The organism is Aquimarina sp. Aq107, assembly GCF_943733665.1.
Taxonomy (GTDB): Bacteria; Bacteroidota; Bacteroidia; order Flavobacteriales; family Flavobacteriaceae; genus Aquimarina.
Genome location: NZ_OX030782.1, coordinates 3,041,694 through 3,066,595, shown reverse-complemented (window position 1 = coordinate 3,066,595; position 24,902 = coordinate 3,041,694). Strand labels below are relative to the sequence as shown.

At 31.2% G+C, this 24,902-nt stretch carries 24 protein-coding genes; 10 read left to right on the top strand and 14 right to left on the bottom strand.

The genetic code is table 11. The features are described from left to right. Window position 1: 1 nt before the first annotated feature. Window positions 2–1,075: an oxidoreductase gene (locus NMK29_RS13185; RefSeq protein ID WP_108803773.1), complete on the top strand. Its 1,074-nt coding sequence runs from the start codon at window positions 2–4 to the stop codon at window positions 1,073–1,075. Between the two features lie 43 nt (window positions 1,076–1,118). On the opposite strand, the gene NMK29_RS13180 is transcribed toward NMK29_RS13185, so the two are convergent. From NMK29_RS13180 to NMK29_RS13140, 9 genes are all read right to left on the bottom strand, one after another. Beyond that, window positions 1,119–1,562, bottom strand: coding sequence for a hypothetical protein (locus NMK29_RS13180; protein WP_159092243.1), 444 nt, complete (start codon window positions 1,560–1,562; stop codon window positions 1,119–1,121). 10 nt (window positions 1,563–1,572) lie between these two features. Continuing rightward, entirely contained in the window at window positions 1,573–2,214 is a 642-nt protein-coding gene (locus tag NMK29_RS13175) for a hypothetical protein (protein WP_108803775.1), read from the bottom strand. Between the two features lie 31 nt (window positions 2,215–2,245). Beyond that, window positions 2,246–2,791 carry an RNA polymerase sigma factor gene (locus NMK29_RS13170; protein ID WP_108803776.1) on the bottom strand — a complete coding sequence of 182 codons (546 nt, stop codon included), beginning with the start codon at window positions 2,789–2,791 and terminating at the stop codon, window positions 2,246–2,248. 962 nt (window positions 2,792–3,753) lie between these two features. Beyond that, window positions 3,754–5,580 carry an ABC transporter ATP-binding protein gene (locus NMK29_RS13165; RefSeq protein WP_108803777.1) on the bottom strand — a complete coding sequence of 609 codons (1,827 nt, stop codon included), beginning with the start codon at window positions 5,578–5,580 and terminating at the stop codon, window positions 3,754–3,756. Window positions 5,581–5,611: 31 nt separating this feature from the next. Continuing rightward, a complete protein-coding gene (locus NMK29_RS13160; protein ID WP_108803778.1) occupies window positions 5,612–7,339 on the bottom strand; it encodes a phospho-sugar mutase in 1,728 nt (575 codons plus the stop codon). A 143-nt stretch (window positions 7,340–7,482) separates the two neighbouring features. After that, complete coding sequence (locus NMK29_RS13155) at window positions 7,483–8,430, bottom strand: glycosyltransferase family 2 protein (protein WP_108803779.1); 948 nt, start codon at window positions 8,428–8,430, stop codon at window positions 7,483–7,485. Between the two features lies 1 nt (window position 8,431). Continuing rightward, window positions 8,432–8,941, bottom strand: a complete 510-nt coding sequence (locus tag NMK29_RS13150) for a DUF4199 domain-containing protein (RefSeq protein WP_108803780.1) — start codon at window positions 8,939–8,941, stop codon at window positions 8,432–8,434. 119 nt (window positions 8,942–9,060) lie between these two features. After that, window positions 9,061–9,588 (bottom strand): DUF4199 domain-containing protein, encoded by a 528-nt coding sequence (locus NMK29_RS13145; protein WP_108803781.1) that lies wholly within the window; start codon window positions 9,586–9,588, stop codon window positions 9,061–9,063. Window positions 9,589–9,698: 110 nt separating this feature from the next. Beyond that, a complete protein-coding gene (locus tag NMK29_RS13140) occupies window positions 9,699–10,229 on the bottom strand; it encodes a DUF4199 domain-containing protein (RefSeq protein ID WP_108803782.1) in 531 nt (176 codons plus the stop codon). A gap of 234 nt (window positions 10,230–10,463) precedes the next feature. Here NMK29_RS13140 and NMK29_RS13135 point away from each other — a divergent pair, with 234 nt between their 5' ends. The 3 genes from NMK29_RS13135 to NMK29_RS13125 all read left to right on the top strand — a co-directional run bounded on the left by NMK29_RS13135 (window position 10,464) and on the right by NMK29_RS13125 (window position 12,598). Continuing rightward, window positions 10,464–10,934, top strand: coding sequence for a hypothetical protein (locus NMK29_RS13135; RefSeq protein ID WP_108803783.1), 471 nt, complete (start codon window positions 10,464–10,466; stop codon window positions 10,932–10,934). A gap of 126 nt (window positions 10,935–11,060) precedes the next feature. Further along, entirely contained in the window at window positions 11,061–11,312 is a 252-nt protein-coding gene (locus NMK29_RS13130; protein WP_027392055.1) for a type B 50S ribosomal protein L31, read from the top strand. A 107-nt stretch (window positions 11,313–11,419) separates the two neighbouring features. Continuing rightward, window positions 11,420–12,598: a GlmU family protein gene (locus tag NMK29_RS13125; RefSeq protein WP_108803784.1), complete on the top strand. Its 1,179-nt coding sequence runs from the start codon at window positions 11,420–11,422 to the stop codon at window positions 12,596–12,598. A 64-nt stretch (window positions 12,599–12,662) separates the two neighbouring features. Here the strand turns inward: NMK29_RS13125 and NMK29_RS13120 are convergent, their stop codons facing one another. Beyond that, on the bottom strand, window positions 12,663–13,745 hold the full coding sequence (locus NMK29_RS13120) for a hypothetical protein (RefSeq protein WP_108803785.1): 1,083 nt from the start codon (window positions 13,743–13,745) through the stop codon (window positions 12,663–12,665). 118 nt (window positions 13,746–13,863) lie between these two features. Continuing rightward, complete coding sequence (locus NMK29_RS13115) at window positions 13,864–15,384, bottom strand: ABC transporter substrate-binding protein (RefSeq protein WP_108803786.1); 1,521 nt, start codon at window positions 15,382–15,384, stop codon at window positions 13,864–13,866. Between the two features lie 242 nt (window positions 15,385–15,626). Between NMK29_RS13115 and mtaB the strand changes: the two genes are divergently transcribed. Then, a complete protein-coding gene (gene mtaB / locus NMK29_RS13110) occupies window positions 15,627–16,940 on the top strand; it encodes a tRNA (N(6)-L-threonylcarbamoyladenosine(37)-C(2))-methylthiotransferase MtaB (RefSeq protein WP_108803787.1) in 1,314 nt (437 codons plus the stop codon). A 140-nt stretch (window positions 16,941–17,080) separates the two neighbouring features. On the opposite strand, the gene NMK29_RS13105 is transcribed toward mtaB, so the two are convergent. Then, window positions 17,081–17,383 (bottom strand): N-acetyltransferase, encoded by a 303-nt coding sequence (locus NMK29_RS13105; protein WP_027392050.1) that lies wholly within the window; start codon window positions 17,381–17,383, stop codon window positions 17,081–17,083. Window positions 17,384–17,676: 293 nt separating this feature from the next. On the opposite strand from NMK29_RS13105, the gene NMK29_RS13100 reads away from it, so the two are divergent. From NMK29_RS13100 to NMK29_RS13090, 3 genes are all read left to right on the top strand, one after another. Beyond that, on the top strand, window positions 17,677–18,336 hold the full coding sequence (locus NMK29_RS13100) for an alpha/beta hydrolase (protein ID WP_108803788.1): 660 nt from the start codon (window positions 17,677–17,679) through the stop codon (window positions 18,334–18,336). Between the two features lie 72 nt (window positions 18,337–18,408). Then, entirely contained in the window at window positions 18,409–19,356 is a 948-nt protein-coding gene (locus tag NMK29_RS13095; RefSeq protein WP_108803789.1) for a lytic transglycosylase domain-containing protein, read from the top strand. Window positions 19,357–19,427: 71 nt separating this feature from the next. Continuing rightward, on the top strand, window positions 19,428–19,796 hold the full coding sequence (locus NMK29_RS13090; protein ID WP_108803790.1) for a sulfite exporter TauE/SafE family protein: 369 nt from the start codon (window positions 19,428–19,430) through the stop codon (window positions 19,794–19,796). Window positions 19,797–19,807: 11 nt separating this feature from the next. On the opposite strand, the gene NMK29_RS13085 is transcribed toward NMK29_RS13090, so the two are convergent. Together NMK29_RS13085 and NMK29_RS13080 are read right to left on the bottom strand one after the other, a co-directional pair. Continuing rightward, entirely contained in the window at window positions 19,808–20,632 is an 825-nt protein-coding gene (locus tag NMK29_RS13085; RefSeq protein WP_108803791.1) for a redoxin domain-containing protein, read from the bottom strand. Window positions 20,633–20,779: 147 nt separating this feature from the next. Further along, on the bottom strand, window positions 20,780–21,295 hold the full coding sequence (locus NMK29_RS13080) for a hypothetical protein (protein WP_108803792.1): 516 nt from the start codon (window positions 21,293–21,295) through the stop codon (window positions 20,780–20,782). A 174-nt stretch (window positions 21,296–21,469) separates the two neighbouring features. Here NMK29_RS13080 and rpmH point away from each other — a divergent pair, with 174 nt between their 5' ends. Both rpmH and carB read left to right on the top strand, forming a co-directional pair. Further along, window positions 21,470–21,628 carry a 50S ribosomal protein L34 gene (gene rpmH / locus NMK29_RS13075; protein ID WP_081414554.1) on the top strand — a complete coding sequence of 53 codons (159 nt, stop codon included), beginning with the start codon at window positions 21,470–21,472 and terminating at the stop codon, window positions 21,626–21,628. A gap of 110 nt (window positions 21,629–21,738) precedes the next feature. Beyond that, entirely contained in the window at window positions 21,739–24,591 is a 2,853-nt protein-coding gene (gene carB / locus NMK29_RS13070) for a carbamoyl-phosphate synthase large subunit (RefSeq protein WP_108803794.1), read from the top strand. The last annotated feature ends 311 nt before the right edge of the window (window positions 24,592–24,902 follow it).

Here is a 24,902-nt window from a genome sequence, read left to right as displayed (position 1 = left end):
TATGAGATTTTTACTATCATTAATTACTTTGATACTTCTTTTTAGTTGTAGTTCTGAAAAACCTATAGTTGTTAATCATAATTTTTCTGCTGTCGAGGTATCACCTTTTTATAATGATTCTGTTAGTATTAGAGCTGTCGATATAAGTGATAGTCAATTAATTTTTGCTGGTAGTAATGGGATATATGGAACTTTTGATATTGATAATGAGTTTAACGTAAAGAATAAAAAAATCTCAGTTTTAGATTTTGAGGGAAGAAAAATTCAATTTAGAGCTATTGCGCAAACTAAGACCGATTTTTTTGTATTAAGTATTGAATCGCCAGCATTATTATATAAGGTTAACAAGCAAAGTAGGGAACCAAAATTAGTATACAAAGAGGATCATGATAAAGTATTTTATGATTCTATGGTATTTTGGGATAATACCGATGGAATAGCAATGGGGGATCCTACCGATGGATGTTTATCAGTTATACGAACCAAAGATGGAGGAGAAACCTGGAATAAAGTTTCTTGCAATGTATTACCAAAAACTGCAGAAGGAGAAGCTGCATTTGCTGCTAGTAATGGAAATATAAAAATAATAGATGATGATGTTTGGATGGTTTCTGGTGGAATTAAATCCAGAACGTTTTATTCTTCTGATAAAGGTAATACTTGGAGTGTTTCAGAAACTCCGATAATTCAAGGTACAGAGACTAAAGGAGCGTATTCATTGGACTTTTATGATAAGAATATTGGAATAATATTCGGAGGAGATTATACAAAGCCAGAAGCAAATCAAAAAAATAAAGCCGTTACTACTGATGGAGGAAAAACTTGGAATTTAATTGCAGATGGGGTAGGAGCGGGTTATAAGAGTTGTGTCCGTTATGTACCTAATAGTGAGGGAAATGAGATTGTTACGGTTGGTTTTACAGGAATATCTATTTCCAATGACTCCGGAAATACCTGGAAAGATATAAGCGCAGAAAGCTTTTATACAATACGATTTATTAATGATAGTATAGCGATTGCAGCAGGTAAAAATAGAATGGCAAAATTGATTTTTAAAAGCAAAAAAAGTAAATGATCAATAGAGTTCATTTACTTTTTTATGATAATAGATTGTTTTTTTACTTTCCTTGACGTCTATTTCGTAGTTGTTTTAATAAACGTTTATTAAAGTCCATTTCTGCTTTTACCAGTTTTAGGATTTTTTTATGCGGAATCACCTGTCTTAAATCGGTAATTAGTTTTTTACGCATTAGGTGTTTTTTTTCTTCCGCTTTTATATAGTTATTTAAAAAATCTTCAGCTTCTTTTTCACTTAAATTTTCAAAACCGTCAGAATCTTTTATTGCTCTAAGGGATTTACGTTCTGTCCTTTTGAGAGTTTCCATAGTATCTTCATGCTCATTATAGATAGGCCAAAATTGTTGCGCCTCTTTACTACTTAAGTCTAATTGTTCTGTTATGTAAGCTATTTTTAAAGCTTTTACTTTTCCTCTAGGTCCTCTTTGACCAAAAGAGAAGTTGATAGTAAAAACGATAATAAATAGTAATAATATCTTTTTCATGTGCTCTTTTTTATTCAACATATATAATTTCATCCTCTAACTCTTCATCTGATAAATAGTTTTCTAATTCTTCATCAGTAATATCTTCGTCACTAAATGTACTCGTTAGGTTAATTTCTTCGTCTAATAATTCTGCAATTTCAGAATCACTAAATTCTGCATTTCCTTCATCGAAATATTCTTGAATATCTACAATATCAACAGAATCAAAACTAAAAGAATCTTGTCCTTTATTTATTGATATAGAAATTATAATAGCTATCATAGCAGCTATACCAGAGATATATAAAATGTTTTTCCGAGATAAAAGTGATATTATTTTAGGTTCTTGATTGGTATTTATTGTTTTTTGTAGAATAGTGTTTTCTACATTTTCAAAGTATTTGTCAGGAGTGCTTAATCCTGTTTTGATACTACCAGCAAGTATAGAGGATTCCTGATTCTCGGAATTTATATTTTTTATAATATCATGCTCAAGCGTATCAAAATAGTTTTCTGGAACTTTTAAGCCAGAGTCAACTTTATTAGGCAGTACCGAAATGACTTGATCATCCTTAGAAATTTTTTCAAAAAGTTTCTCTTCGAAATTCTCGAAATAATCACGGGGAACTTTAAATCCTTCTTTGTTGTTATGTAAATTGTTATTTTTCACTATATCTAAGACGATGTAAATGTAAAAAGGTTTAATTAGTTTTTAAATATTCTTCGATTTTTTTGGTTGCTAAATGATAAGATGCTTTTAATGCTCCTTCACTAGTTTCCAGAATTTCAGAGATTTCTTTATATTTTAGTTCTTGAAAATATTTCATATTAAAAACCTGCTGTTGTTTTTGGGGTAGCAATGCTATTGCCTTTTGTAGCTTAAGTTGGATTTCATCTCCTTCAAAATACACATCGGCTTCTAAGTTTTCAATAAGTTGTTGTTGCAGTTCTTCATTACTAATATTATACTTTTTTGCTTTTTGGTTCAAGAAGGTGATCGATTCATTGGTAGCAATTCTGTACATCCAAGAATATAGTTTACTATCCCCTTTAAATTTCGAAATGTTCTTATATACTTTTATAAATACATTTTGCAGGATATCATCTGTATCGTCATGATTTTTAACCATATTTCTTATATGCCAATATAACCGTTGCTTATACATAGATACAAGTTTGGTAAAGGCATGATTTATGTCTTTATCTGTTTGTAAGGCTATAAGTAAGTTCTCTTCTTGAATATTCAATAGTAAATAATGATTTAAGTAATGATTAGTATACGCTAGTTTACTATTAGACTAAAATAACAAAAAAAGGTTTAATATGATATTGAATTATTTTATTTGTAAGAATTTGTAGGAATATAAATATAATTTCAGTTAAAATAATGTATTTTATAGATAAAAAACACAATTAATTTGTTTAATTGAAAAATTGCATTATCTTTACAACGTAGTTTAGAGAAAAATACTTTCGCATTTTGAAATGGAAAGTTCAAAAAAATAATTTTAGTTTTTATTTTATATTAAGCCCCTATATTAAGATGATTTGTTTCAATTAAAAGAGTGTGAAAGCACTCTTTTTTTGTTTTTACTTTTTTTTATTTTTATTATTGATTAAGTAGGAAAAAGACTACTTTTTATTGTAATTTGGTTTATTTTTAATGTTTTATTACTGTTTTTATAGATTAAAAGCTAAAAAAGCTTGTGTGTATGTAAAATTATACTATCTTTACATTGTGAATAAGAGTTAACGCTTTCATTTTCCCCAAGATGAAAGATTTTAATAAAAGTGAGTTTTAATTTTAGATTAAGCCCCTAAATTAAGATGATTTGTGTGAAGAAAAAGAGCGTGGAGACGCTCTTTTTTGTTTATGTGTGTATATGTTTTCATTTACTACAATTAAATTATTAAATGTTGGCAAATTAATTTAAGTAAGAAAAAGATTATATTTTGTTTGATTTTAACGCTTTAAAATGTTAAAAAGTATATTTTTTCGGATAAAATGCAATTTTTGTTTGCTATATCTAAAAATAGTTTTATCTTCACATTGTGAAAATGAGTTAGTACTTTCATTTCCCCCAAAATGAAGGTTTTTATAAAAGTGAGTTTTAATTTTAGATTAAGCCCCTAAATTAAGATGATTTGTGTGAAGAAAAAGAGCGTGGAGACGCTCTTTTTTGTTTGTATATGTTTGATAATCTATTTTTTAATTATCAAATGATTGCATAGTAACTAGTTTTTGATATGCACCATTTTTAGCAATAAGTTCTTCATGAGTTCCTTGTTCTACAATACGTCCTTTTTGCATTACAACGATTAAATCTGAGTTTTGTATAGTTGATAGCCTATGTGCTATTACAATACTCGTTCTATTCTTCATCATATTTTCTAAAGCAGATTGAACTAAACGTTCGCTCTCTGTATCTAATGCTGAGGTAGCTTCATCCAGAATCATTATGGGCGGATTTTTAAGTACTGCTCTAGCAATAGAAAGCCTTTGTTTCTGCCCACCACTTAATTTATCACCACTATCACCAATAACGGAATTAAGTCCTTCAGGTTTTTCTTTTACAAATTCCCAAGCATTAGCAACTTTTAGAGCATTAATAATTTCTTCATCAGTGGCATCTTCTTTACCTATTAGCAAATTATTTTTAATGGTATCATGAAATAAAATAGAGTCTTGAGTAACTAATCCCAGTAATCCTCTAAGAGAATTTTTAGTAATTTCCTTAATATCAGTACCATCAATTTTTATAGCCCCTCTGTTTACATCATAAAACCGGGTTACTAAATTTGCTATGGTAGATTTACCACTACCTGATTGACCTACTAAGGCTACCGATTTCCCTTTTGGGACGGTAAGATTAAAATCGTTTAAAACATATTCATCTTCATATTTAAAGGAAATATTTTCTAGCTGTATGTCGGTAGTAAAGTCGTTTTTAGTTGTAGCTTCTGATTTATCCTGTAATGGAGATTCTGTATTAAGAATTTCTAATACACGTTCTGCTGCCGCATTTCCTCTTTTTACACCATAACTTGCTTTAGAAATAGCTTTGGCAGGAGTTAGAATGTTATATGCCAGTCCCATATAAACAATAAAAAGACCAGGATCTAATGATTTTTCGACTAGTACCATTTGACCGCCATACCATAATAATATAGCTATTACTGTAATTCCTAAAAATTCACTTGTAGGTGATGCTAGATTTTGCCTGTTTAATAATGAATTAGAAAAATTGTAAAACCTTAATGTAGATTCTTGAAATTTTCTTCCAAAAATATTCTCGGCATTAAATCCTTTAATAACTTTTAGCCCTCCTAACGTTTCCTCTACTATGGATAGAAAGTATCCTTGCTCTTTTTGGACTTTATCAGAATGTTTTTTAAGTTTTTTTCCGATTAAGGAAATTAAAAAACCTGAAACCGGAATAAAAATAAAAACAAAGATCGTCAATTTGACACTAATTAATAACATCGCACATATAGTGAATATAATCATTAACGGTTCTCTTACGATCAATTCTAATATGGATAAAAAGGAATGTTGAATCTCTAATACGTCTGTAGAAATTCTAGCAATTGTGTCTCCTTTTCTTTTTTCTGAAAAGTAAGAGAGAGGAAGGTCTACTGTTTTTTGATATAATTCATTTCTAATATCTTTTAATACTCCATTTCTTAAAAATGTAATGAAATACATAGCTAAATAGCTAAAAATATTTTTCATGAAGAACATACTAATAACAAGTATGACCATAAATAATAATACATCATCGTTTCCTTGTTCCGCCTTTTGCGTAACAAAATAGTTAAGGGAACTTTCTGCGTACTCTCTAATCTTAAAAATACCATTCCATTCCGGTTCCTGACTAACTCTTTTAGTTTTATCAAAAAGAACGTTCAGCATAGGAAACAACGATACCATTGCTAATGTCCCAAATAATGCATAGAAAATATTTGATATAATATTCAATATAGCATATAATCTATAAGGTTTCGCAAAGCGAAGAATTTGTTTAAAGTAATTCATTAATTATTTTAGAAACGGTAATTACCGTTATTTAAGTTAATTGTAAATCTTTTTTGATTGCTGTTATTTTAGTATTCAGTTTTTGTTCCACAGTATCAAAAGATGACAAATCGTCAATAGATTCTTGTACGCTAATGTAAAATTTTATTTTAGGCTCTGTTCCACTTGGTCTTGCAGCTATTTTACTTCCTGCTTCGGTATAAAAAATTAACACATTAGATTTTGGAATTTCAATCGAAAGCTCTTTTTTATCTAGAGTACTTGTAGCAATACTAGTCTGGTAATCTTCAATTAATACGATTTTTTCATCAGCAATCTCTGTTGGTGGATTGTTTCTTAAATCGATCATTGTTTGTTTAATCTCTTCTGCTCCTTTTATTCCTTTTTTTACAAGAGAAACTAGATTTTCTTTATAAAATCCATGATCAACGTATAAGTTTAGTAGCTCATTATAAAAAGAACTATCATTAGATTTTGTGTAAGCAACAATTTCACAAGCAAGAAGGGTAGAGGTAACGGCATCTTTATCTCTAACAAAATCACCTACCATAAAACCAAAGCTTTCTTCGCCACCACCAATAAAATGTTTTTCTGGGAAGTCTTTAATAAGTTTAGCGATCCATTTAAAACCGGTAAGTACTTCTTTGTATTCTACTCCATATGCTGCTGCAAGATTTTTCATCATTGGAGTAGATACGATGGTAGAAGCAATGAATTCGTTTCCTTTTATTCCTTCTGATTTATAATGTTTTAGTAAAAACCAAGTCATTACAATCATAGTTTGATTACCATTAAGTAATTGTAGTTCTCCATTATTATTTCTGACAGCAATCCCTAATCGATCACAATCAGGATCTGTTCCAATAACAATATCGGCATTCACTTTTTCTGCAAGTGCTGTTGCCATTGCGAGTGCTTCTGGTTCTTCAGGATTGGGTGATTTTACCGTTGGAAAATTACCATCAGGAACTTCTTGCTCTTTTACAATATGAACATTTTTGTATCCTGCCTTTTTCAAAGTTTCTGGAACTGCAGTAATTGATGTACCATGTAAAGAAGTGAATACAATAGTTGTATTATCTTTTGCTTCTTGCGTAGCAGCAAAACTTCCATTCTTTACACTATTTTCTATAAAAGGAGTATCAATTTCTTCATCGATCTTCTTTATAAGAGCCGTATTTGCATTAAATTTAATATCGGCATAATTAAGTGCATTTATTTCTGCGATGATTTCTCCATCCTGCGGTGGTACTAATTGCCCTCCATCTTGCCAATATACTTTATATCCATTATACTCAGGAGGATTGTGGCTAGCGGTTAGTACGATTCCACAATGACATCCTAATTCTTTTACAGCGTACGAAAGTTCTGGTGTTGGTCTAAGACTAGAAAATAGATAAACTTGTATGCCATTAGCAGAAAATACATCGGCTACTAATTGTGCCAAAGTATCACTGTTATTTCTACAATCGTATGCGATTACAGTCTTTGCTTGTTCGCCAGGAAATTGCTTTTGTAAATAATTACTTAGACCTTGCGTGCTTTTTCCTAAGGTATATTTATTAATGCGATTCGTTCCTACACCCATAATACCTCGCATACCACCGGTTCCAAACTCTAAGTCTTTATAAAAACTCTCCTTTAATATTTCGGAATCTTGTTGTTGTAATTTTACAATTTCTTCTTGAGTTTGTTTGTCAAAAATTGGTGATAACCATTCTTGGACTCTAGTGTGGATTAAGGATTCTGAAACTTGCATTTGTTTAGGTTTTATTGATAAAATTACTATTTAATTTTGTTTGAAAATTCCTGCAAAAGAGAAGATTCACGTTAAATTTAAGTTATTTAATAATGTAATGATAAAAGGGGTGTTCATTTATGTTTTTATCATAAAATAGGGGTTTATAGGTGTATTTTTTCGGAAATATGATATCGTTCTTTATCACGTTTACTAGTTAACATAATTTCTCCTAGAAAACCAGCTAAGAAAAATTGAGTTCCTAGTATCATGGATGTCAAAGCGATATAAAATTCTGGTCGCGAGGCAATCAATCTTCCTGTTTTTTCTATAAAGAGTTTATCTATCCCTAAATATAACGAAAAACAAAATCCTATTATAAAAAGAATTGTTCCTATAAGACCAAAGAAATGCATAGGGCGTTTTCCAAAACGAGACATAAACCAAATGGTAATTAAATCTAAAAAACCATTTACGAAACGGTTCATCCCAAATTTAGTTTTACCATATTTTCTCGCTTGATGTAAAACAACTTTTTCGCCGATCTTATTAAATCCTGCATTTTTTGCCAATACAGGAATGTATCGATGCATTTCTCCATGAACATCAACGTGTTTAACTACTTGATTTTTGTATGCTTTTAATCCGCAGTTAAAATCGTGTAATTTTAATCCCGATGTTTTTCTAGCAGCTGCATTAAAAAGTTTAGATGGCAAATTTTTAGCAATTACAGAATCATATCGTTTCTTTTTCCAACCAGATATTAAGTCGTATCCATCCTTAATGATCATATCATACATCTCCGGAATTTCTTCTGGATTATCTTGCAGATCTGCATCCATAGTAATGATAACATCTCCTTGCGCTTCTGCAAAACCTGCGTGTAGCGCTTGCGATTTACCATAGTTTTTAAGAAACTGTATCCCTTTTACATTTTGATCTTTTTTTGATAAAGAAGTAATAGTATCCCACGATTTATCGGTACTACCATCATCAATAAAAAGAATTTCATAAGTATATTGCTTGGATTGCAAAACTTTTACAATCCAATTATAAAGTTCGGTAAGTGATTCTTGCTCGTTAAGCAATGGTATGACTACAGAAATATCCATACTATGATGATGCTACTTTAGTTTTAAAAACAGAACCTGCAATTAATGATATCACAGCTCCAATAAATATGAACCATATGGTATACATGATTACACCGATATAGGATTTACTACTATCTTGATTTTCTAAATTTTGTTTTACCTGATCCAATTGTTCTGGAGTAAATTGTTCTGTAAAGCGTAATGTCATATTAGTTTGAAAATCAGGATCTATATAAACGTCATATATATATGCCATAGAACAGTAACACAAGCCAACTATACCCATTATAATAATCCCAACCTTTAATGCATCAGTAATATTTAGTACACTTTTATGTGTTTTATACTTTTTGATTACATATATAATGATCACAATCTCTAGTATCAAAGCGATCAAAAAAGTAAGATAATATAAGATGGGAGATATGTTTAATATTCTTGATAGGTAATCCAATGCTACTCTAGCGATACCAGTGGATATAGCTATGGTAATAATATAAGTAAGAAAGTTTTTATGAGAAATTCCCATTGATAATTTAGTAAAATGATTTGGTTGACAAATATAGGTATTCCATTTATAGAAAATTACATAAAAAAATTGGATTGCCTAAACGGCAATCCAATTGTGTTTTTTACTTTATGTGTGTTCTAGTATAAAGGCTCTTTCTTTTTTATTGCTAAAGAAGCTAATAATCCAATAATGATATATATAAGCATTCCCCAGAACCAACCTTTTATTTGATTAACAAGGCTAAATTGATTTTCTTCTTGCATTTTTGCTACCGCTTTCTCAATTTCTGATTCGGGAGTTCCAAATTTTTCCATGAAACCAACAGTAGATTCTATAATTTGTTCATTAATAGCCGTGGCTGCATCTGGATCAACTGCAACATATATTAAAATAGTTACGACAGTACTTATTAAGGTACCAATTGCAACGGTAATTAGATACGAAGTGAATGCTTTTTTAAAGTCTATAAAACCACCAAGTAACTTTCTACTTTTTACTGCGGATACGATACCAAAGACGATGATCATTAGCGATAATCCAATTCCTGCCATCCAATTAGTATACATTCCTTGATATACAGTATAGGCAAGAACAGTTACAAGTGATAGGACTACTCCTAAAATAACTCCAAGAGATATCGCATTAGATTTAACAGATTTTTCCATAATTATATAGTTTTGGTTATTTAGATATAACACATAAGTACACAAATTTACGAATTTGTTACATTTTGCTCAGAAAAATATTGATATAGATAATTAAATGTGGAGTAGGTTTACTTAAAAGGATTCCTCTTTTTTCTTATGATGAGGCCACCAATAAGAGATAGTAAAAAACCAACAAAAGTATCTTCAATAAGAGCAGTTATAGTCATTCTTAGTGGTGAGGTATATTTCTTGGTAATTTTAATTTTTTCTTCAATGTTTTTTTGTGTAAGATCCGAAGACATTTCAGCAATTCTCTTAATTTGCTTGTCTTCAAACTGATTGATTATGTTAGGATCAATTTGTTTTAAAAGAATAATTTTCCATAAAACAGCCATTAACCCTCCTAAAATTGCTATTCCAATACCAATCTTAAGAGCTTCAATTAATGATATAAATCCATTGTTGTTTTTTTTGAATACTAATAAACCAAAAATTATAAAAAATACAGTAATTGAAAATAGAATTGCAGAATGAAGTAAGTTTTGCTTTACATAGTTCCCAGTTAAATAAAATGTGAAACTAAGAATTATACTAGCGATTCCAAAAAGCAAACCGTAAGTTAGAATATATTTTTTTATAGGAATACTCTTACTTTCCATATAGATATATTTTGTTTTTTTTTTAATTAACAGTGATCAAAGATAATAAAATGTTGGTCTCAAGATAGTTATTTTGTGCCTTTATAATGAATAATTATCAAAAAAAGACTATATTTACGTTATAGAATTACGGTTAAACCATCGTTTTTGTTGTTTTTTACAAGTCAAAGATAATAAAAGTCAAGATGTCTTTTAGCTGCTTTTTTAGCTCTTTAACTCCCAAAATATGATCGTATGAAAACAAAATTATTTTATGTAACAGGACTTGTTCTTGTTTTATTCACTTCTTGTTCTACTAATGATGATGGTGCAGAATTATCGTTGAATGATAAAGAACAAATGGTAAAGAATCTATTTAACTCATTTTCTAAGAGTATTAAAAATACTCCTGATATTTATAAAATAATAGAAACTAAATCTTCAATTGGATTATCTTCTGAAGAAATAAATCATTTGGAACAACAATTTTTAAGTAAACAAACTACAGAATTTGTTAATCTTTATAATTCAGTTGTAAGTTTGAATTTATCAAATGAGGAAATAATTAGAATAATTCTCAATTATGAAAGTTTAATAGAAATAATAAAAGCAAACAAAGAAGGTGATAGTTGCGCTGAAATTATAGCGGCTTCGGAAGGAGGTTCTACCTTTTTTGCATTAATAGCTGCTCTTGTTTGTAAGGATTCAGATACTTCTGATAATTAGTTGATTATTTAGAGATAACTAATTAGATTTTAATTAGCGCATTATCTATAAAAAAATATCTTATTTAGAGTTGTTGTTTTATAAAAAATGTTTAAATTTGCACCTCGAAAATGATAATATAATATAATGAGAAAAGATATTCACCCAGATAATTACAGACTAGTTGCCTTTAAGGATATGTCAAATGATGAAGTTTTTTTAACTAAATCTACTGCGAATACTAAAGAAACACTTGAAGTTGATGGTGTTGAGTATCCGTTAGTGAAATTAGAAATTTCAAGAACTTCTCATCCTTTCTATACAGGTAAATCTAAACTTATCGATACTGCAGGACGTATCGACAAGTTCAAAAACAAATATGCTAAATTCAAAAAGTAATTTAGTACACAACGATTTTAAGAAGCCTTTCTTTTCAGAAAGGCTTTTTTGTTTTTATACGTTACCGTATTTTTGATTCGCAATACAAATTTTTCACTTTTAGAGTTATGAATTATATTCTTTTTGATGGAGCTTCCAGAAATTCACTTCTTCCTTTTACGTATACCAGACCTGTTGCTGATATCAGAATCGGAATTTTGACTATTCGAGAGAAATGGGAAAAACATTTAGGGTATGCTACTTCTACGATTACTGAGGATTATCTTAGTGAGAAATATCCAATGGTAGAATTAGAGGAGAACGTGATGATTAATGCTTCATTTCTTCCCACAGAAAATTTGGTAAAAATGGTTTCAAATTTAGAACCAGATCAAGCTATTTTTTATGAAGATGAGCCAATTGCTTTTTATGCAAAAGAAGATCAAGAGGTAGATTTTGATGTGTATGAAGTGATCCAATATAATTATGATGTGTTTACGGTTAAATACACTTGGGATATTTTTTCTAAAAATGAACAGGCAATTAAAGAAGATTTTGATTTGTTGACTAAGGATAGAGAAAGTCAACCGATACCAGAAAGTAATAATGTAATCGCACCAGAAAATGTTTTTTTAGAAGAAGGTGCTAAATTAGAGTTTGCTACACTTAATGCTTCTGCAGGACCTATTTATATTGGTAAGGATGCAGAGATTATGGAAGGAAGTTTAATCAGAGGGCCTTTTGTGTTGTGTGATCATGCTACTGTAAAAATGGGTGCTAAAATATATGGAGGAACTACAATTGGACCTCATTCTAAAATAGGAGGAGAGGTTAGTAATTCTGTTGTATTTGGATATTCTAATAAAGGGCATGATGGTTTTATAGGGAATACAGTATTAGGAGAGTGGTGTAATCTTGGTGCAGATACCAATACATCGAATCTTAAAAATAATTATGCTCCAGTGCGATTATGGAGTTATGAAACTGAAGGTTTTGCTAAAACAGGGTTACAGTTTTGTGGATTGATGATGGGGGATCACTCTAAGTGTGGTATTAATACGATGTTTAATACAGGAACGGTAGTAGGAGTAAATGCTAATGTATTCGGAAGTGGATTTCCGCGTAATTTTGTACCTAGTTATAGTTGGGGTGGAAATAGTGGTTTTACTACATATCTTACTAAAAAAGCTTTTGAAGTAGCAAAAGTAGTGATGGCTAGACGTAAAATCGAATTAACGGAAGAGGATCAAAAAATCTTAGAACATATTTTTGAAAAAACAAAAATATGGCGAAAGAGTTATGAGTGATAAAAACCCCATCTTAATAAAAAAGATGGGGTTTTAGTTTTATAGTATTTAGATAAAAGAAATGTTATCTATTAAAATGAAATTCTGCAGTGTAAGTCTCCTGGTCATCGTCATAATCTCCTTCGATAATAAGACTGTCAGTTACAGTTGCTTTACCATCAAATAAAAGATATCCGTTTTCTTCGATACCTGTTGAAGGATCTCCATTAACAGTTTCTGTATATTCAAACTCTACTAAAGTTAATTTTCCTTCTTCTTCATCATATGCCCAATTCCCTCTAGAACTATATAATTCTTCAGCTTCAGTTTCGAAAGTTGCTGTACAAGTTTCTCTTGTAGCTTCGTAATCCAAATTGGTGTAATTGGTTGTCTCTACATAAGTATAAGTACCATCAGCATTAAATGTTATAGGAAGTGATAAAAGAGTATCACAATAAGCATTTTCTACCAATAATTCTGTATCATTTGCACAAAATACAGTAGTTTCATCACATTCTTCTGCGCCGATAGTATCTTCTGTAACCCCATTTCTAGTTCTTTTTGTGTAGTTCCAAGTACCAATTAAGTTAGGATTTCCTCCCCACGCTTCTACTTCTACACATACTTCTACTGGCTGACTAATATTTCCATCGGTATCATAAATACAAATTAGGTAGCAAAAAGTACCAGCAGATACGTTGTCTTCAAAATCTACATCAATTTCAATTTCTTGATCATTTAATCTGTTTGTTTGCTCGCTAAATAATCCTTTTCTTTTCTCTTCACTGGAAGTTACATTTGATCTACCAGGGATAGAAACATCCCAGTATTCATCGGCAGCAGTTCCATCTTCAGACTGTACTTGAATATATGCTCCTGCATAATTAGATGGTGCATCAAAAGTAATGTCGAAACCATTTTTCTGAAAACCAGATTGCGAAGTTTCGTCTAAGCTAAAAGGTAGTGTTCCAGTGGGTGTAGGTGCATTTCCAGAAACTTGCGTTCCGTTGTCAATGATAATACCTCCAGATACGTCATCAGGATTAAGAGAAATTTCTTCAGTTGGATCTGGAGTAACTGTTACGATTCCTGGGTTAGAGTCATCGTCACTACAAGATACTGCTGCTAGCATTAAGGATGCTAAAGCAAATACATAGGTTTTTTTCATAAGATTTAGGTTAAAATAATATTAATTGATGGCGAATATAATAAAAAACATCGACTAAGTGTGTTTTTTAATCGACGAAGTGTTTATTTTGATTTTTTAGAAGGAATTTCTACTGGGATTACTTTTCTTTCCAAACGCGTTTTAGAACTAAGAAATTTTGAGGATTATTGGTTAATCCTTTCACATTTTTCCTAGTAAAACGAACTACTTGGTCATAGTATAAAGGTACAATAGGAGCGTGGGAGATTATTATTGAATCCATTTTTGCGTAATATGATTCTCGTTTTTTTATATCCTTAATAGAAAAACTTTCTTCATATAGTCGATCGAAAGTTTCATTTTTAAAATGGGTATAATTAGGACCATTAGGTGTAAAATTCTTACTGTAATAAGGAGATAAGAAATTTTCGGCATCTGGATAATCTGCAATCCAGCTCGCTCTGAATACATCTAATTCTCCGCTCCATTTCTTTTTTCTGATGGTGGATGGCGGCATCACATCTACAATAATGTTAAGGCCAATCTTTTCTAGTTCACGTTGTATAAATTCACAGATGCTTTGGTAATTACTGTCGGTAGCAATGCTAATGGTTGGGTTTTGGTTTCCGGTAAGTTTGATGTATTCCTTAATAAGTTTACGAGACTTTGTTGGATTGTAAATAAACCCTTTTTGATTATTGAATCCAGGTAAACCTTTTGGTATAAAACCATTCCTAGCAGGCGTTCCAACACCATTTTTTAGATAAGTAATCATTTTTTCTCTGTCAAATCCATAATTGACAGCTTTGCGTAATAGTTCTGATTTAACTTCATCCTTGTCACCATCTAGGTAGAACCCTAGATATTCTGAGTTTAGGTAAGGGCCTTTAGATAAGTTTACTTGATCTTTGTATTTATCTCTAAGTTTTCCACTTGGAGTCAGTAATTCATCTTTATATGATGCATCAAGGCTATTTAAAAAGTCGATTTCTCCTTTTGCAAATTGCAAAAATTCGGTTTGCTTATCTGGCAAGAAAGTTACGGCTACCGCTTCTAAGTATGGTAATTGTTTCCCGTTCTTGTCTTTTTCAAAATATAGTTCATTGCGGCGTAAGATTAGCTTAACATTTTCTTCCCATAATTTAAACTTAAAAGGTCCAGTACCAATTGGATTCGCTCTGAAGTCACTTCCGTAAAATTCAACAATCTCTTTTGGGACGACGGAGCAATAACGCATACTCATTAATCCTAAAAATGCAGGAAAAGGTTTTTTTAGTTGTATTTCGAATATGGTATCATTTATCGCTTTATATGTATCTACGTTTTTTAATACCCAGTTTCCGGGAGATGCAACTTTTGGATCTTTTAATCTATCAAAACTGTATTCGAAATCATTAGCAGTTACAATTCGTGTGCTATCTGTAGTTTTGAATTCAGGATGTTTATGAAATTTCACATCATCTCTTAGTGTGAACGTATAGTTTAAATTATCATCAGAAATTTCCCAGTTCTTTGCTATATCAGGTTGTATATTTAATGAATCATCAAGTTGAATTAAACTGTTAAATAATTGATTGGTAGGCCAAATTATAGATGGATTACGAGCAAATGCTGGGTCTAGTGTAAGTGTGTTAGAGTATTCGTTATATCTAAATACCATATGATCTTTATTTTCTTCAGAAGGATTTCCGCAAGAAAAGCATAGGGTGCATAGGTAAACTATTGTTAAATAGTGAATTATATAAGTTAATTGGTTGATTTTCAATTTTAGTAAACGGATTATTGTTGGTATCTTTGACGGCTTTTAACTAAGATACTAACGAAGGTCGGGATCTTTTGGTTAAAAACAAGTGTAAATATAAATAGATTTCTGTCTTTGCAGAAATGACTTCATAATTGTTGATGAGAAAGAAAGTAGCTTTTTATACCTTAGGTTGTAAACTGAATTTTTCGGAAACCTCTACTATAGCTAGAGATTTTACGAATGAGGGTTTTGATCGTGTAGATTTTTCTGAAAATGCCGATATCTATGTGATTAATACCTGTTCTGTAACAGAAAATGCTGATAAGAGATTTAAAACCATAGTAAAACAGGCTCAAAAAGTAAATCCAGATGCTTTTGTAGCTGCAGTTGGTTGTTATGCACAATTAAAGCCAGAAGAGTTGGCTGCGGTAGATGGAGTGGATTTGGTGTTAGGTGCTACCGAGAAGTTTAAAATTACTGATTATATTAATGACTTGTCTAAGAATGAGTTTGGAGAAGTTCATTCTTGTGAAATTGAGGAAGCAGATTTTTATGTTGGGAGTTATTCTATTGGTGATCGTACGAGAGCTTTTTTAAAAGTTCAGGATGGGTGTGATTATAAATGTACATATTGCACAATTCCATTAGCAAGAGGTATTTCTCGTAGTGATACATTAAATAATGTGTTGAAAAATGCAAAAGAGATTTCTGAAAAAGGTATTAAAGAAATAGTACTTACCGGAGTTAATATTGGTGATTATGGAAAAGGAGAGTTCGGTAATAAGAAGCACGAGCATACTTTTTATGAATTAGTACAAGCTCTTGATGAAGTAGATGGTATAGAAAGACTTCGTATTTCATCTATAGAACCTAATCTTTTAAAGAATGAGACGATTGATTTTGTGTCAAAATCACGAACATTTGTACCTCATTTTCATATTCCATTACAGTCTGGTAATGACGAAATATTAAAGTTAATGCGTCGTAGGTATTTAAGTGATTTGTATGTAGATCGTGTGCAGAAAATAAAAGAAGTAATGCCTCACGCGTGTATTGGGGTTGATGTGATTGTTGGTTTTCCAGGAGAAACAGATGATCATTTTTTGGACACTTATAATTTCTTGTCCGAATTGGATATTTCTTATTTACACGTGTTTACTTACTCTGAACGAGAGAATACGGTAGCAGCTTCATTGGATAATGTAGTTCCACAAGATGTTAGAAAGAAGAGAAGTAAAATGTTGCGAGGTTTGTCTGTTAAAAAACGTAGAGCTTTTTATGAAAGCCAATTGAAAACAGAAAGAACTGTATTGTTTGAGTCAGAAAATAAAGAAGGATATATTCATGGGTTTACAGAGAATTATGTAAAGGTAAAGATGCCTTGGAACCCTTCTTATGTAAATACATTATGTCCCGTACAGCTAACAGATATTGATGATGATGGTTTGGTGCGGTTTGAGTTTTTAAAGTAATACCGCTTTAAGGATTCAAAAGTATGTGTGATTGTTAGGCTGAAAACGAGTTGTTTTTTGTCTATACTAGATAAATTAGTACTAATAGAACATAAAAAAACCTGCTGAATGGCAGGTTTTGATGTTTTTAAAAGATACTTCTATATGTTGATTCCAACAGGAAGTAAATCTTTGTATTTTCTTCTATTCTTTCGCATGAATTTTGCGATGATAGGGCTTGTAGGAACAAGTCTAATATTACGTTCTTCGATAATATTAAAAACAGCTACTATAAATTCTTCGGAATATCCCTTTTCCATTTGTTCCTCGCTCATCACGAGTTTAGTAAGGAATATTTTTCTCTCTTGTTGAGCATATTCGATCTTTGATTTTTGACCTTCAATAGTAGTTTCGAATTGTCTTAAAAATTCGTTGTCTACTATTTCTAATTCCACATCGCTCATGTTCTCCATATTTTTTTTAATTTACTATTGATAAAAATTAAAATGGGTTCTAAAACTCATAATTTTTCTTTGTCAGAAATCTGATAATAATTATAAAAATTAAGATATTGTGTAGATTAAATTTTAGTATTCCTTACTTAGCCTAACTAAGATTTGTTAGTTAAAATTTTCCCTTTTACAATAATTTAATATCCTGTTTACTTTTTTCTGATAAAGTATTACTATAGTTTTGAGCTGCAAAGATAAGAAAATTAGAACTTTAAAACGTATAAACCATTGTTAAAATACCTAGTATGAAGGAAGTTACCCATGTTTATTTTGTTCCTGGTATGGCTGCAGACGTATCTATTTTTGAATATATAAATCTCCCAGAAGAAAAGTATAAAACATATACCATTCCATGGAAGATTCCCAAAAAAAATGAATCAATGGAATCTTACGCAAAACGAATGTGTGAGGAAATTGAACATAAGAAATGTGTACTTATTGGTGTTTCTTTTGGTGGTATTATGGTTCAAGAAATGAGTAAGTATCTTAATGTTAGTAAATTAGTTGTGATTTCTAGTGTTAAGACAAAACATGAACTACCTAAGCGAATGCGATTAGTAAGAAAGACAAAAGCATATAAATTGATGCCAACATCATTGGTTTCTAAAATAGATAATTGGGAGAAACTGGCGTTTGGTGATTTTGCAAAAAAGAGAGCTGCGATGTATCAAAAATATTTATCTGTAAATGACAAAACTTATTTGGATTGGGCAATCGAGAAGATAGTTTGTTGGGATCAAGAAGAGGTTATTGATGGAATTGTTCATATCCATGGTAGTAAAGATATCGTTTTTCCGATCTCTTATATTGATAACTGTATAACCGTAGAAAAAGGGACTCATGTGATGATTATTAATAGAGCGCGTTGGTTTAACAAGCATCTTCCAGAAATAATTGAGAATTAATAGCCAATATTCCAATATTTTACATTATTTTGGAAACTTAAGAATTTATTCCCCAATAAAACCTACTTAAAGATGAAGATGATAAAAAAAATGTTAGTTTTTTTAGGTGTGCTATTTACTTTCAGTATTCTAGTAAATGCTACACAACAAGAGCCTCAGAAACCTATTGCCCAGGAACTTTTAGAAGAAAAATTGATTAATGACTACAATGTCTATGCAGTTCCTATGCCTGATAACATGAATTTTGCAGGAGAATTAGTTCCTGTAGAAAATCCAGATATTCGGGAACGAATGGATAGGGAGTTGTTGGTTAACACCTATTGGCAATCGAATGGATTATTGCTTTTTAAGAGAGCGAATAAGTATTTTCCGATTATAGAGCCAATTTTGAAAGAAGAAGGTGTTCCTGATGATTTTAAATATTTAGCGGTTATAGAAAGTAGTTTAACTCAGGCGGTTTCTCCAGCTAGAGCTACTGGTTTTTGGCAAATATTAAAAAATACAGGAAAGGAATATGGTTTAGAAGTAAACAATAACGTTGATGAGCGATACCATATCGAAAAATCAACAAGAGTTGCTTGTAAGTATTTGAAGAATGCTAAAAAGCGTTTTGGTAGTTGGACATTAGCTGCAGCAGCTTATAATGCTGGTCCTGGAGGAATAAATAAGCAATTAAAAAGACAAAATGCTACAACATATTACGATCTTCTTTTAGGTCAGGAAACGGGAAGGTATGTTTTTAGAATCACTGCGGTAAAGGAAATTCTTAGTAATCCTAAAAAGTATGGATTTAACTTTACGAAAAATGATTTATACGAATATATTCCTACTTTTAATGTTTTAGTTGATGAGCCAATAGCTGATTTTAATGAGTTTGCCGCTAAATACAATATCAATTATAAGATTTTAAAATTGCATAACCCTTGGTTGCGTGAAACTCATCTTAATAATGGTACGGGAAAGGAATACTTGATAAAAATACCTAGAGAAGGATATTATAAAACAGGTGTTGGACAATAATACTCGTTAACCTTTCTAAATATTTATACATTTTTTTAGTGCTATAACTACAATTATTGTAAAATTGTGGTATGGATACAATGACGGTTATTTCATTAGTAATTATAGGCCTTTTAGCTGGTTTTCTTAGTGGAACGATGGGAATTGGTGGTAGTGTTGTGATGATACCGCTATTAATTTTATGGGTTGGTTTTACGCAGCATCAAGCACAAGGAACTAGTTTAGCAGTTCTTTCTGTACCAGTAACTTTATTGGCGGCTTTTAATTATTATAAAGAAGGTCACGTAAATTGGAGGTTTGCAGCTATAATGGCTATTACCTTTATTATTGGAGGGTATTTAGGAAGTAAATTTGCTATTTCTGTAAACCAAGCAACTCTAAAAAAGATTTTTGGAGGGATCCTTTTACTCGTAGCATTAAAAATGATTTTTGGGAAATAGATGATAAGTTTTTATTTATTATTACCGCGCTGATTGTTTAAAGAATCTTTCTCTCGTCTATAACGCTCATATTCTTCATCTATATCACGCTCTTCTTGTGTTCTTGTATCTCCTTTTATTTTAAGCTCTTTTTTATCTTCTTCTGCAGGAGTTGCTAGCGCTCCTTTAGCATCTAAATCCGCTATTAAAAGAGAAACACCTTTGGATAATGAATTGTAATGTATAGTATAAGAGTTACTAAGGGTCTCGCTAGAATGGTGTGTGACAATTTTCCGAATATCTAATAATTTTTTGTCACTATCCATAAAATACATCATAGGAAAACCAAGAGAGTGTTTAAGGTTATTAATGATATAAGAATTTTGGTTCGTAAGCTCATTTACATATAGGAGTTGAATGTTTTCGCTATACTCTCCTACTTTTTCTTTTAATCTTTCTTTAGTATCCCAGAATAAGACAATGAAATCTATTTGATCATGAAATTTATCGGATAAGTCATTCAATGCTGGTATTTCTCCAATACCAGGAACACACCAAGTGGCATATGTAATTAAGAATATAGGTTTTTCAATTTCTTTAAAAGAGATTGGTTCTCCTTTTAAAGGACTCATCTTAAAATCATCCATATAAGTTCCAACCAGATGATTTTGAACAAGTGAATCAAATAAGAATTTAGCATATTCTAGATCTTGATCCTTGTATGCTTCATTACTTTTTAAATTATATTTTTTGATATGGGCTGCAACAGCAATTGAAAAAGGAATCTTTCTTTCTAGCTGTCCAAAAACATTTCCTATATATAAAAAAAGTATTCCTAGAATTAATATTTTCTTCATTACAACTTTATTACGCGAGCTAATGTACTATAAAGTCTTTAAAAATAACAGTTTTAGTGTCTTAAAACATTATTTATAGATTTAGTACTGCCCTTATTTTACCCTTTGAACTACTAGATAACGTAATTATAAGAACAATTAGTGTGCCTAAATCTTTTTCATTTGCTGTTTCATCATAGTGATTTGCTCTTTTAGCATACCATGCTTATCTAATTTTTTAGCTTCGGTAAGCAAATTTTGAGCTTCTCTTTTTCTTCTTTTGGTCATGGCAATACCAGCAAGATTAAGTTTAGCAACGGCTAAATCTTGATTCATGGATAGCCCTAATTTTATAGCTTTTTTGAGATATTTTTCTGCTTGCGTGATATTTGTTTGTGATAACATAATACCTAAAAGATAATTATAATATCCTTGTTGCTTAGTAGTAAGAGCACTTTCAGGATCCTTAATTCTATCTAACCATTTTTTTGCTCCCGGAAAATCTTGTTTACGTAATCTTAAGAATGAAAGTAAAATTAATTCGTTTTTAAAATATAAAAAGACAAAAATCGAGGCTAGTAAAATCAGCATAATTCCGTTTCCAATATATCCTTCTATCATTTGCCAAATGGCAGTACCAACAATTAATGCTGCAATTACTAATTTAATGTTTTTGTTGTACATAAAATGTATTATTTTTTTTGTCGCGGCAAAGGTAATAAAAACAATTATAAATATTTTGATATTTAGGTTTGTGAAAGTAAAAACTCTTCGTATATTTGCCCGCAGTTTTGGGATGAGATTCCAACTAGTTTTACAAAAAAGAGATTTCAAGAAGATATATAAAGATAGATAGCAATGAAAAGAACGTTTCAACCATCGAAGAGAAAGAGAAAAAACAAACACGGTTTTAGAGAGCGTATGGCTTCTGCTAATGGTAGAAAAGTCCTTGCTCGTAGAAGAGCTAAAGGCAGAAAGAAGCTATCTGTTTCTTCAGAATTAAGACATAAGCACTAATGATTGTAGTGCGACGAAAATATTTAAGGTGTTACTTTTAGGAGTAACGCCTTTTTTTATATCTAGTTGATTCCTAAATTATTTTTTTAAATTTCAATACCAACACCAAAATGCCAAAAAACGAAAAACTCAAAAGTATATTGATCATTGGATCAGGACCAATCATTATTGGCCAGGCATGTGAGTTTGACTATTCCGGATCACAAGCTTTACGTTCTTTACGTGAAGATGGAATAGAAACCATATTGATAAATTCTAATCCAGCAACTATAATGACGGATCCTTCAATGGCAGATCATGTATATCTGAAACCATTGAATACCAAATCTATTATCGAAATTCTTAAGAAACATCCAAATATAGACGCAGTATTGCCGACTATGGGTGGTCAAACTGCATTAAATCTTTGTATTGAAGCGGATGAGAAAGGAATTTGGAAGGATTTTGATGTAGAGATAATAGGTGTAGATATAGATGCCATTAATATAACAGAAGATCGTGAGAAGTTTAGAGAGCTAATGCTTAAGATCGGAATAGGAATGGCACCACAAGCTACAGCAGGATCTTATCTAAAAGGAAAAGAAATTGCTCAAGAGTTTGGTTTTCCTTTAGTAATTAGAGCTTCTTATACATTAGGAGGTGCAGGTGCATCTTTTGTGTATAAAGAAGAAGAGTTTGATGAATTATTGACTAGAGGGTTAGAGACTTCTCCTATCCACGAAGTAATGATTGATAAAGCATTGATAGGATGGAAGGAGTATGAATTAGAGTTATTAAGAGATGCTAATGATAATGTGGTAATTATTTGTGCGATCGAAAATATGGATCCTATGGGTATTCATACAGGTGATTCTATTACCGTTGCACCAGCAATGACTCTTAGTGATAAAACATATCAACGTATGCGTGATATGGCAATTCATATGATGCGAAGTATTGGAGAGTTTGCAGGAGGATGTAATGTACAGTTTGCTGTAAGTCCAGATGAAAATGAAGATATTATAGCAATTGAGATTAATCCACGTGTATCTCGTTCTTCGGCATTAGCTTCTAAAGCTACAGGATATCCTATTGCCAAAATAGCAGCTAAACTGGCAATTGGCTATACATTAGATGAATTGGATAATCAAATTACAAAATCTACTTCAGCTTTATTTGAGCCAACATTAGATTATGTAATCGTAAAAATACCTCGTTGGAATTTTGATAAGTTTGAAGGATCTGATAGAAGATTGGGACTTCAGATGAAGGCCGTAGGTGAAGTAATGGGAATTGGACGTTCTTTTCAGGAAGCCTTGCATAAAGCTACTCAGTCTCTAGAGATTAAGAGAAATGGTCTTGGAGCAGACGGAAAAGGATATAAAGATTATGATCAAATAATCGAAAAGCTTACCAACGCCAGTTGGGATCGAGTTTTTGTGATCTATGATGCAATCCAAATGGGTATTCCGCTGAGTAGAATATATGAGATTACTAAAATAGATATGTGGTTCTTAAAACAGTATGAAGAATTATATTTATTAGAAAAAGAAATTTCAACATATACAATCCAATCATTAACCAAAGATTTGATTCTAGAAGCTAAGCAAAAAGGATTTGCAGATAGACAGATTGCACATATGCTTGGTTGTTATGAAAGCGAAGTATACAACAAAAGAGATGAGTTAGGGATCAATAGAGTGTATAAGTTGGTAGATACTTGTGCTGCTGAGTTTAAGGCGCAAACACCATATTTTTACTCTACTTTTGAGGCTGAAACACAGACGGCTGACGGAGAGATTATTGTAGCTAATGAAAGTGTTGTAACAGATAAAAAGAAAATTGTAGTATTAGGTTCTGGTCCTAATCGTATTGGTCAAGGTATTGAGTTTGATTACTGTTGTGTTCACGGAGTTTTGGCTTCTGCAGAATGTGGGTACGAAACAATTATGATTAACTGTAATCCTGAGACAGTTTCTACCGATTTTGACACAGCGGATAAGTTATATTTTGAGCCTGTTTTCTGGGAGCATATATATGATATCATTAGACATGAAAAACCAGAAGGTGTTATTGTTCAGTTAGGAGGGCAAACAGCCTTAAAACTTGCTGAAAAGCTTGATAGATATGGGATTAAGATTATTGGAACAACCTATCAATCACTGGATTTAGCAGAGGATAGAGGTAGTTTTTCTACCTTATTAAAAGAAAATAACATTCCTTATCCAGAGTTTGATATTGCCGAAACAGCTGATGAAGCTTTAGAAGTTGCTGATCGTTTAGATTTTCCAATATTAGTACGTCCATCTTATGTACTTGGTGGTCAAGGAATGAAAATTGTGATCAATAAACAAGAATTAGAAGAACACGTTGTTGATTTGTTGCGCAAAATACCGAATAATAAATTATTATTAGATCACTACCTTGATGGAGCTATAGAGGCCGAAGCAGATGCAATCTGTGATGGAGAGAATGTGTATATCATTGGTATTATGGAACACATTGAACCTTGCGGGATACACTCAGGAGATTCTAATGCTACCTTGCCGCCGTTTAACCTTGGAGAATTTGTTATGCAACAAATTAAGGATCATACGCATAAAATTGCTTTAGCATTAAATACGGTTGGATTGATTAACATACAGTTTGCTATAAAGGATGATGTTGTATATATCATAGAAGCAAATCCAAGAGCTTCTAGAACAGTACCTTTTATAGCGAAAGCGTATGGAGAACCATATGTAAATTATGCTACTAAGGTAATGTTAGGAGAGAAGAAGGTTACGGATTTTGATTTTAAACCACATTTGGATGGATATGCAATCAAACAGCCTGTATTTTCATTTAATAAGTTCCCGAATGTAAATAAGAAACTTGGACCAGAGATGAAGAGTACTGGAGAAAGTATTTTATTTATTGATGATCTTAAAGATGATCAGTTTTACGATCTATATTCAAGACGTAAGATGTACTTAAGTAAGTAATTTTAATAAAATATAGAATTTTAAATCCCGCTTTTTTAGCGGGATTTTTTGTTTGCAAAGTGTTCTTCTAAAATTTAGATTACTTTTTTTTCTAAAAAAAAATGATTTTGATGGTAACATATGCAAAGCTCATGACACTTACCTATATAAAACGAAATTAAGAGGAAGAAAATAATATTAAGAGCGTATAGTTTTTGTTAGCATTTAAGTTGAAGAATTTAATTATCGGTGATCTAAATAAAAGTGAAATCAGACCGCTTTAAAAGTTGTTAACAGCCAGTGATTTTGTGCTTTACAATTATCTTATTCAT

Excerpts from the sequence above, each read along its gene's own strand:
- NMK29_RS13185 (WP_108803773.1), top strand. The coding sequence starts at position 2 with ATGAGATTTTTACTATCATTAATTACTTTGATACTTCTTTTTAGTTGT.
- NMK29_RS13180 (WP_159092243.1), bottom strand. The coding sequence starts at position 1,562 with ATGAAAAAGATATTATTACTATTTATTATCGTTTTTACTATCAACTTC.
- NMK29_RS13165 (WP_108803777.1), bottom strand. The coding sequence starts at position 5,580 with ATGAATTACTTTAAACAAATTCTTCGCTTTGCGAAACCTTATAGATTA.
- NMK29_RS13160 (WP_108803778.1), bottom strand. The coding sequence starts at position 7,339 with ATGCAAGTTTCAGAATCCTTAATCCACACTAGAGTCCAAGAATGGTTA.
- NMK29_RS13155 (WP_108803779.1), bottom strand. The coding sequence starts at position 8,430 with ATGGATATTTCTGTAGTCATACCATTGCTTAACGAGCAAGAATCACTT.
- NMK29_RS13150 (WP_108803780.1), bottom strand. The coding sequence starts at position 8,941 with ATGGGAATTTCTCATAAAAACTTTCTTACTTATATTATTACCATAGCT.
- NMK29_RS13145 (WP_108803781.1), bottom strand. The coding sequence starts at position 9,588 with ATGGAAAAATCTGTTAAATCTAATGCGATATCTCTTGGAGTTATTTTA.
- NMK29_RS13140 (WP_108803782.1), bottom strand. The coding sequence starts at position 10,229 with ATGGAAAGTAAGAGTATTCCTATAAAAAAATATATTCTAACTTACGGT.
- NMK29_RS13135 (WP_108803783.1), top strand. The coding sequence starts at position 10,464 with ATGAAAACAAAATTATTTTATGTAACAGGACTTGTTCTTGTTTTATTC.
- NMK29_RS13130 (WP_027392055.1), top strand. The coding sequence starts at position 11,061 with ATGAGAAAAGATATTCACCCAGATAATTACAGACTAGTTGCCTTTAAG.
- NMK29_RS13125 (WP_108803784.1), top strand. The coding sequence starts at position 11,420 with ATGAATTATATTCTTTTTGATGGAGCTTCCAGAAATTCACTTCTTCCT.
- NMK29_RS13120 (WP_108803785.1), bottom strand. The coding sequence starts at position 13,745 with ATGAAAAAAACCTATGTATTTGCTTTAGCATCCTTAATGCTAGCAGCA.
- NMK29_RS13115 (WP_108803786.1), bottom strand. The coding sequence starts at position 15,384 with ATGGTATTTAGATATAACGAATACTCTAACACACTTACACTAGACCCA.
- mtaB (WP_108803787.1), top strand. The coding sequence starts at position 15,627 with ATGAGAAAGAAAGTAGCTTTTTATACCTTAGGTTGTAAACTGAATTTT.
- NMK29_RS13105 (WP_027392050.1), bottom strand. The coding sequence starts at position 17,383 with ATGAGCGATGTGGAATTAGAAATAGTAGACAACGAATTTTTAAGACAA.
- NMK29_RS13100 (WP_108803788.1), top strand. The coding sequence starts at position 17,677 with ATGAAGGAAGTTACCCATGTTTATTTTGTTCCTGGTATGGCTGCAGAC.
- NMK29_RS13095 (WP_108803789.1), top strand. The coding sequence starts at position 18,409 with ATGAAGATGATAAAAAAAATGTTAGTTTTTTTAGGTGTGCTATTTACT.
- NMK29_RS13090 (WP_108803790.1), top strand. The coding sequence starts at position 19,428 with ATGGATACAATGACGGTTATTTCATTAGTAATTATAGGCCTTTTAGCT.
- NMK29_RS13085 (WP_108803791.1), bottom strand. The coding sequence starts at position 20,632 with ATGAAGAAAATATTAATTCTAGGAATACTTTTTTTATATATAGGAAAT.
- NMK29_RS13080 (WP_108803792.1), bottom strand. The coding sequence starts at position 21,295 with ATGTACAACAAAAACATTAAATTAGTAATTGCAGCATTAATTGTTGGT.
- rpmH (WP_081414554.1), top strand. The coding sequence starts at position 21,470 with ATGAAAAGAACGTTTCAACCATCGAAGAGAAAGAGAAAAAACAAACAC.
- carB (WP_108803794.1), top strand. The coding sequence starts at position 21,739 with ATGCCAAAAAACGAAAAACTCAAAAGTATATTGATCATTGGATCAGGA.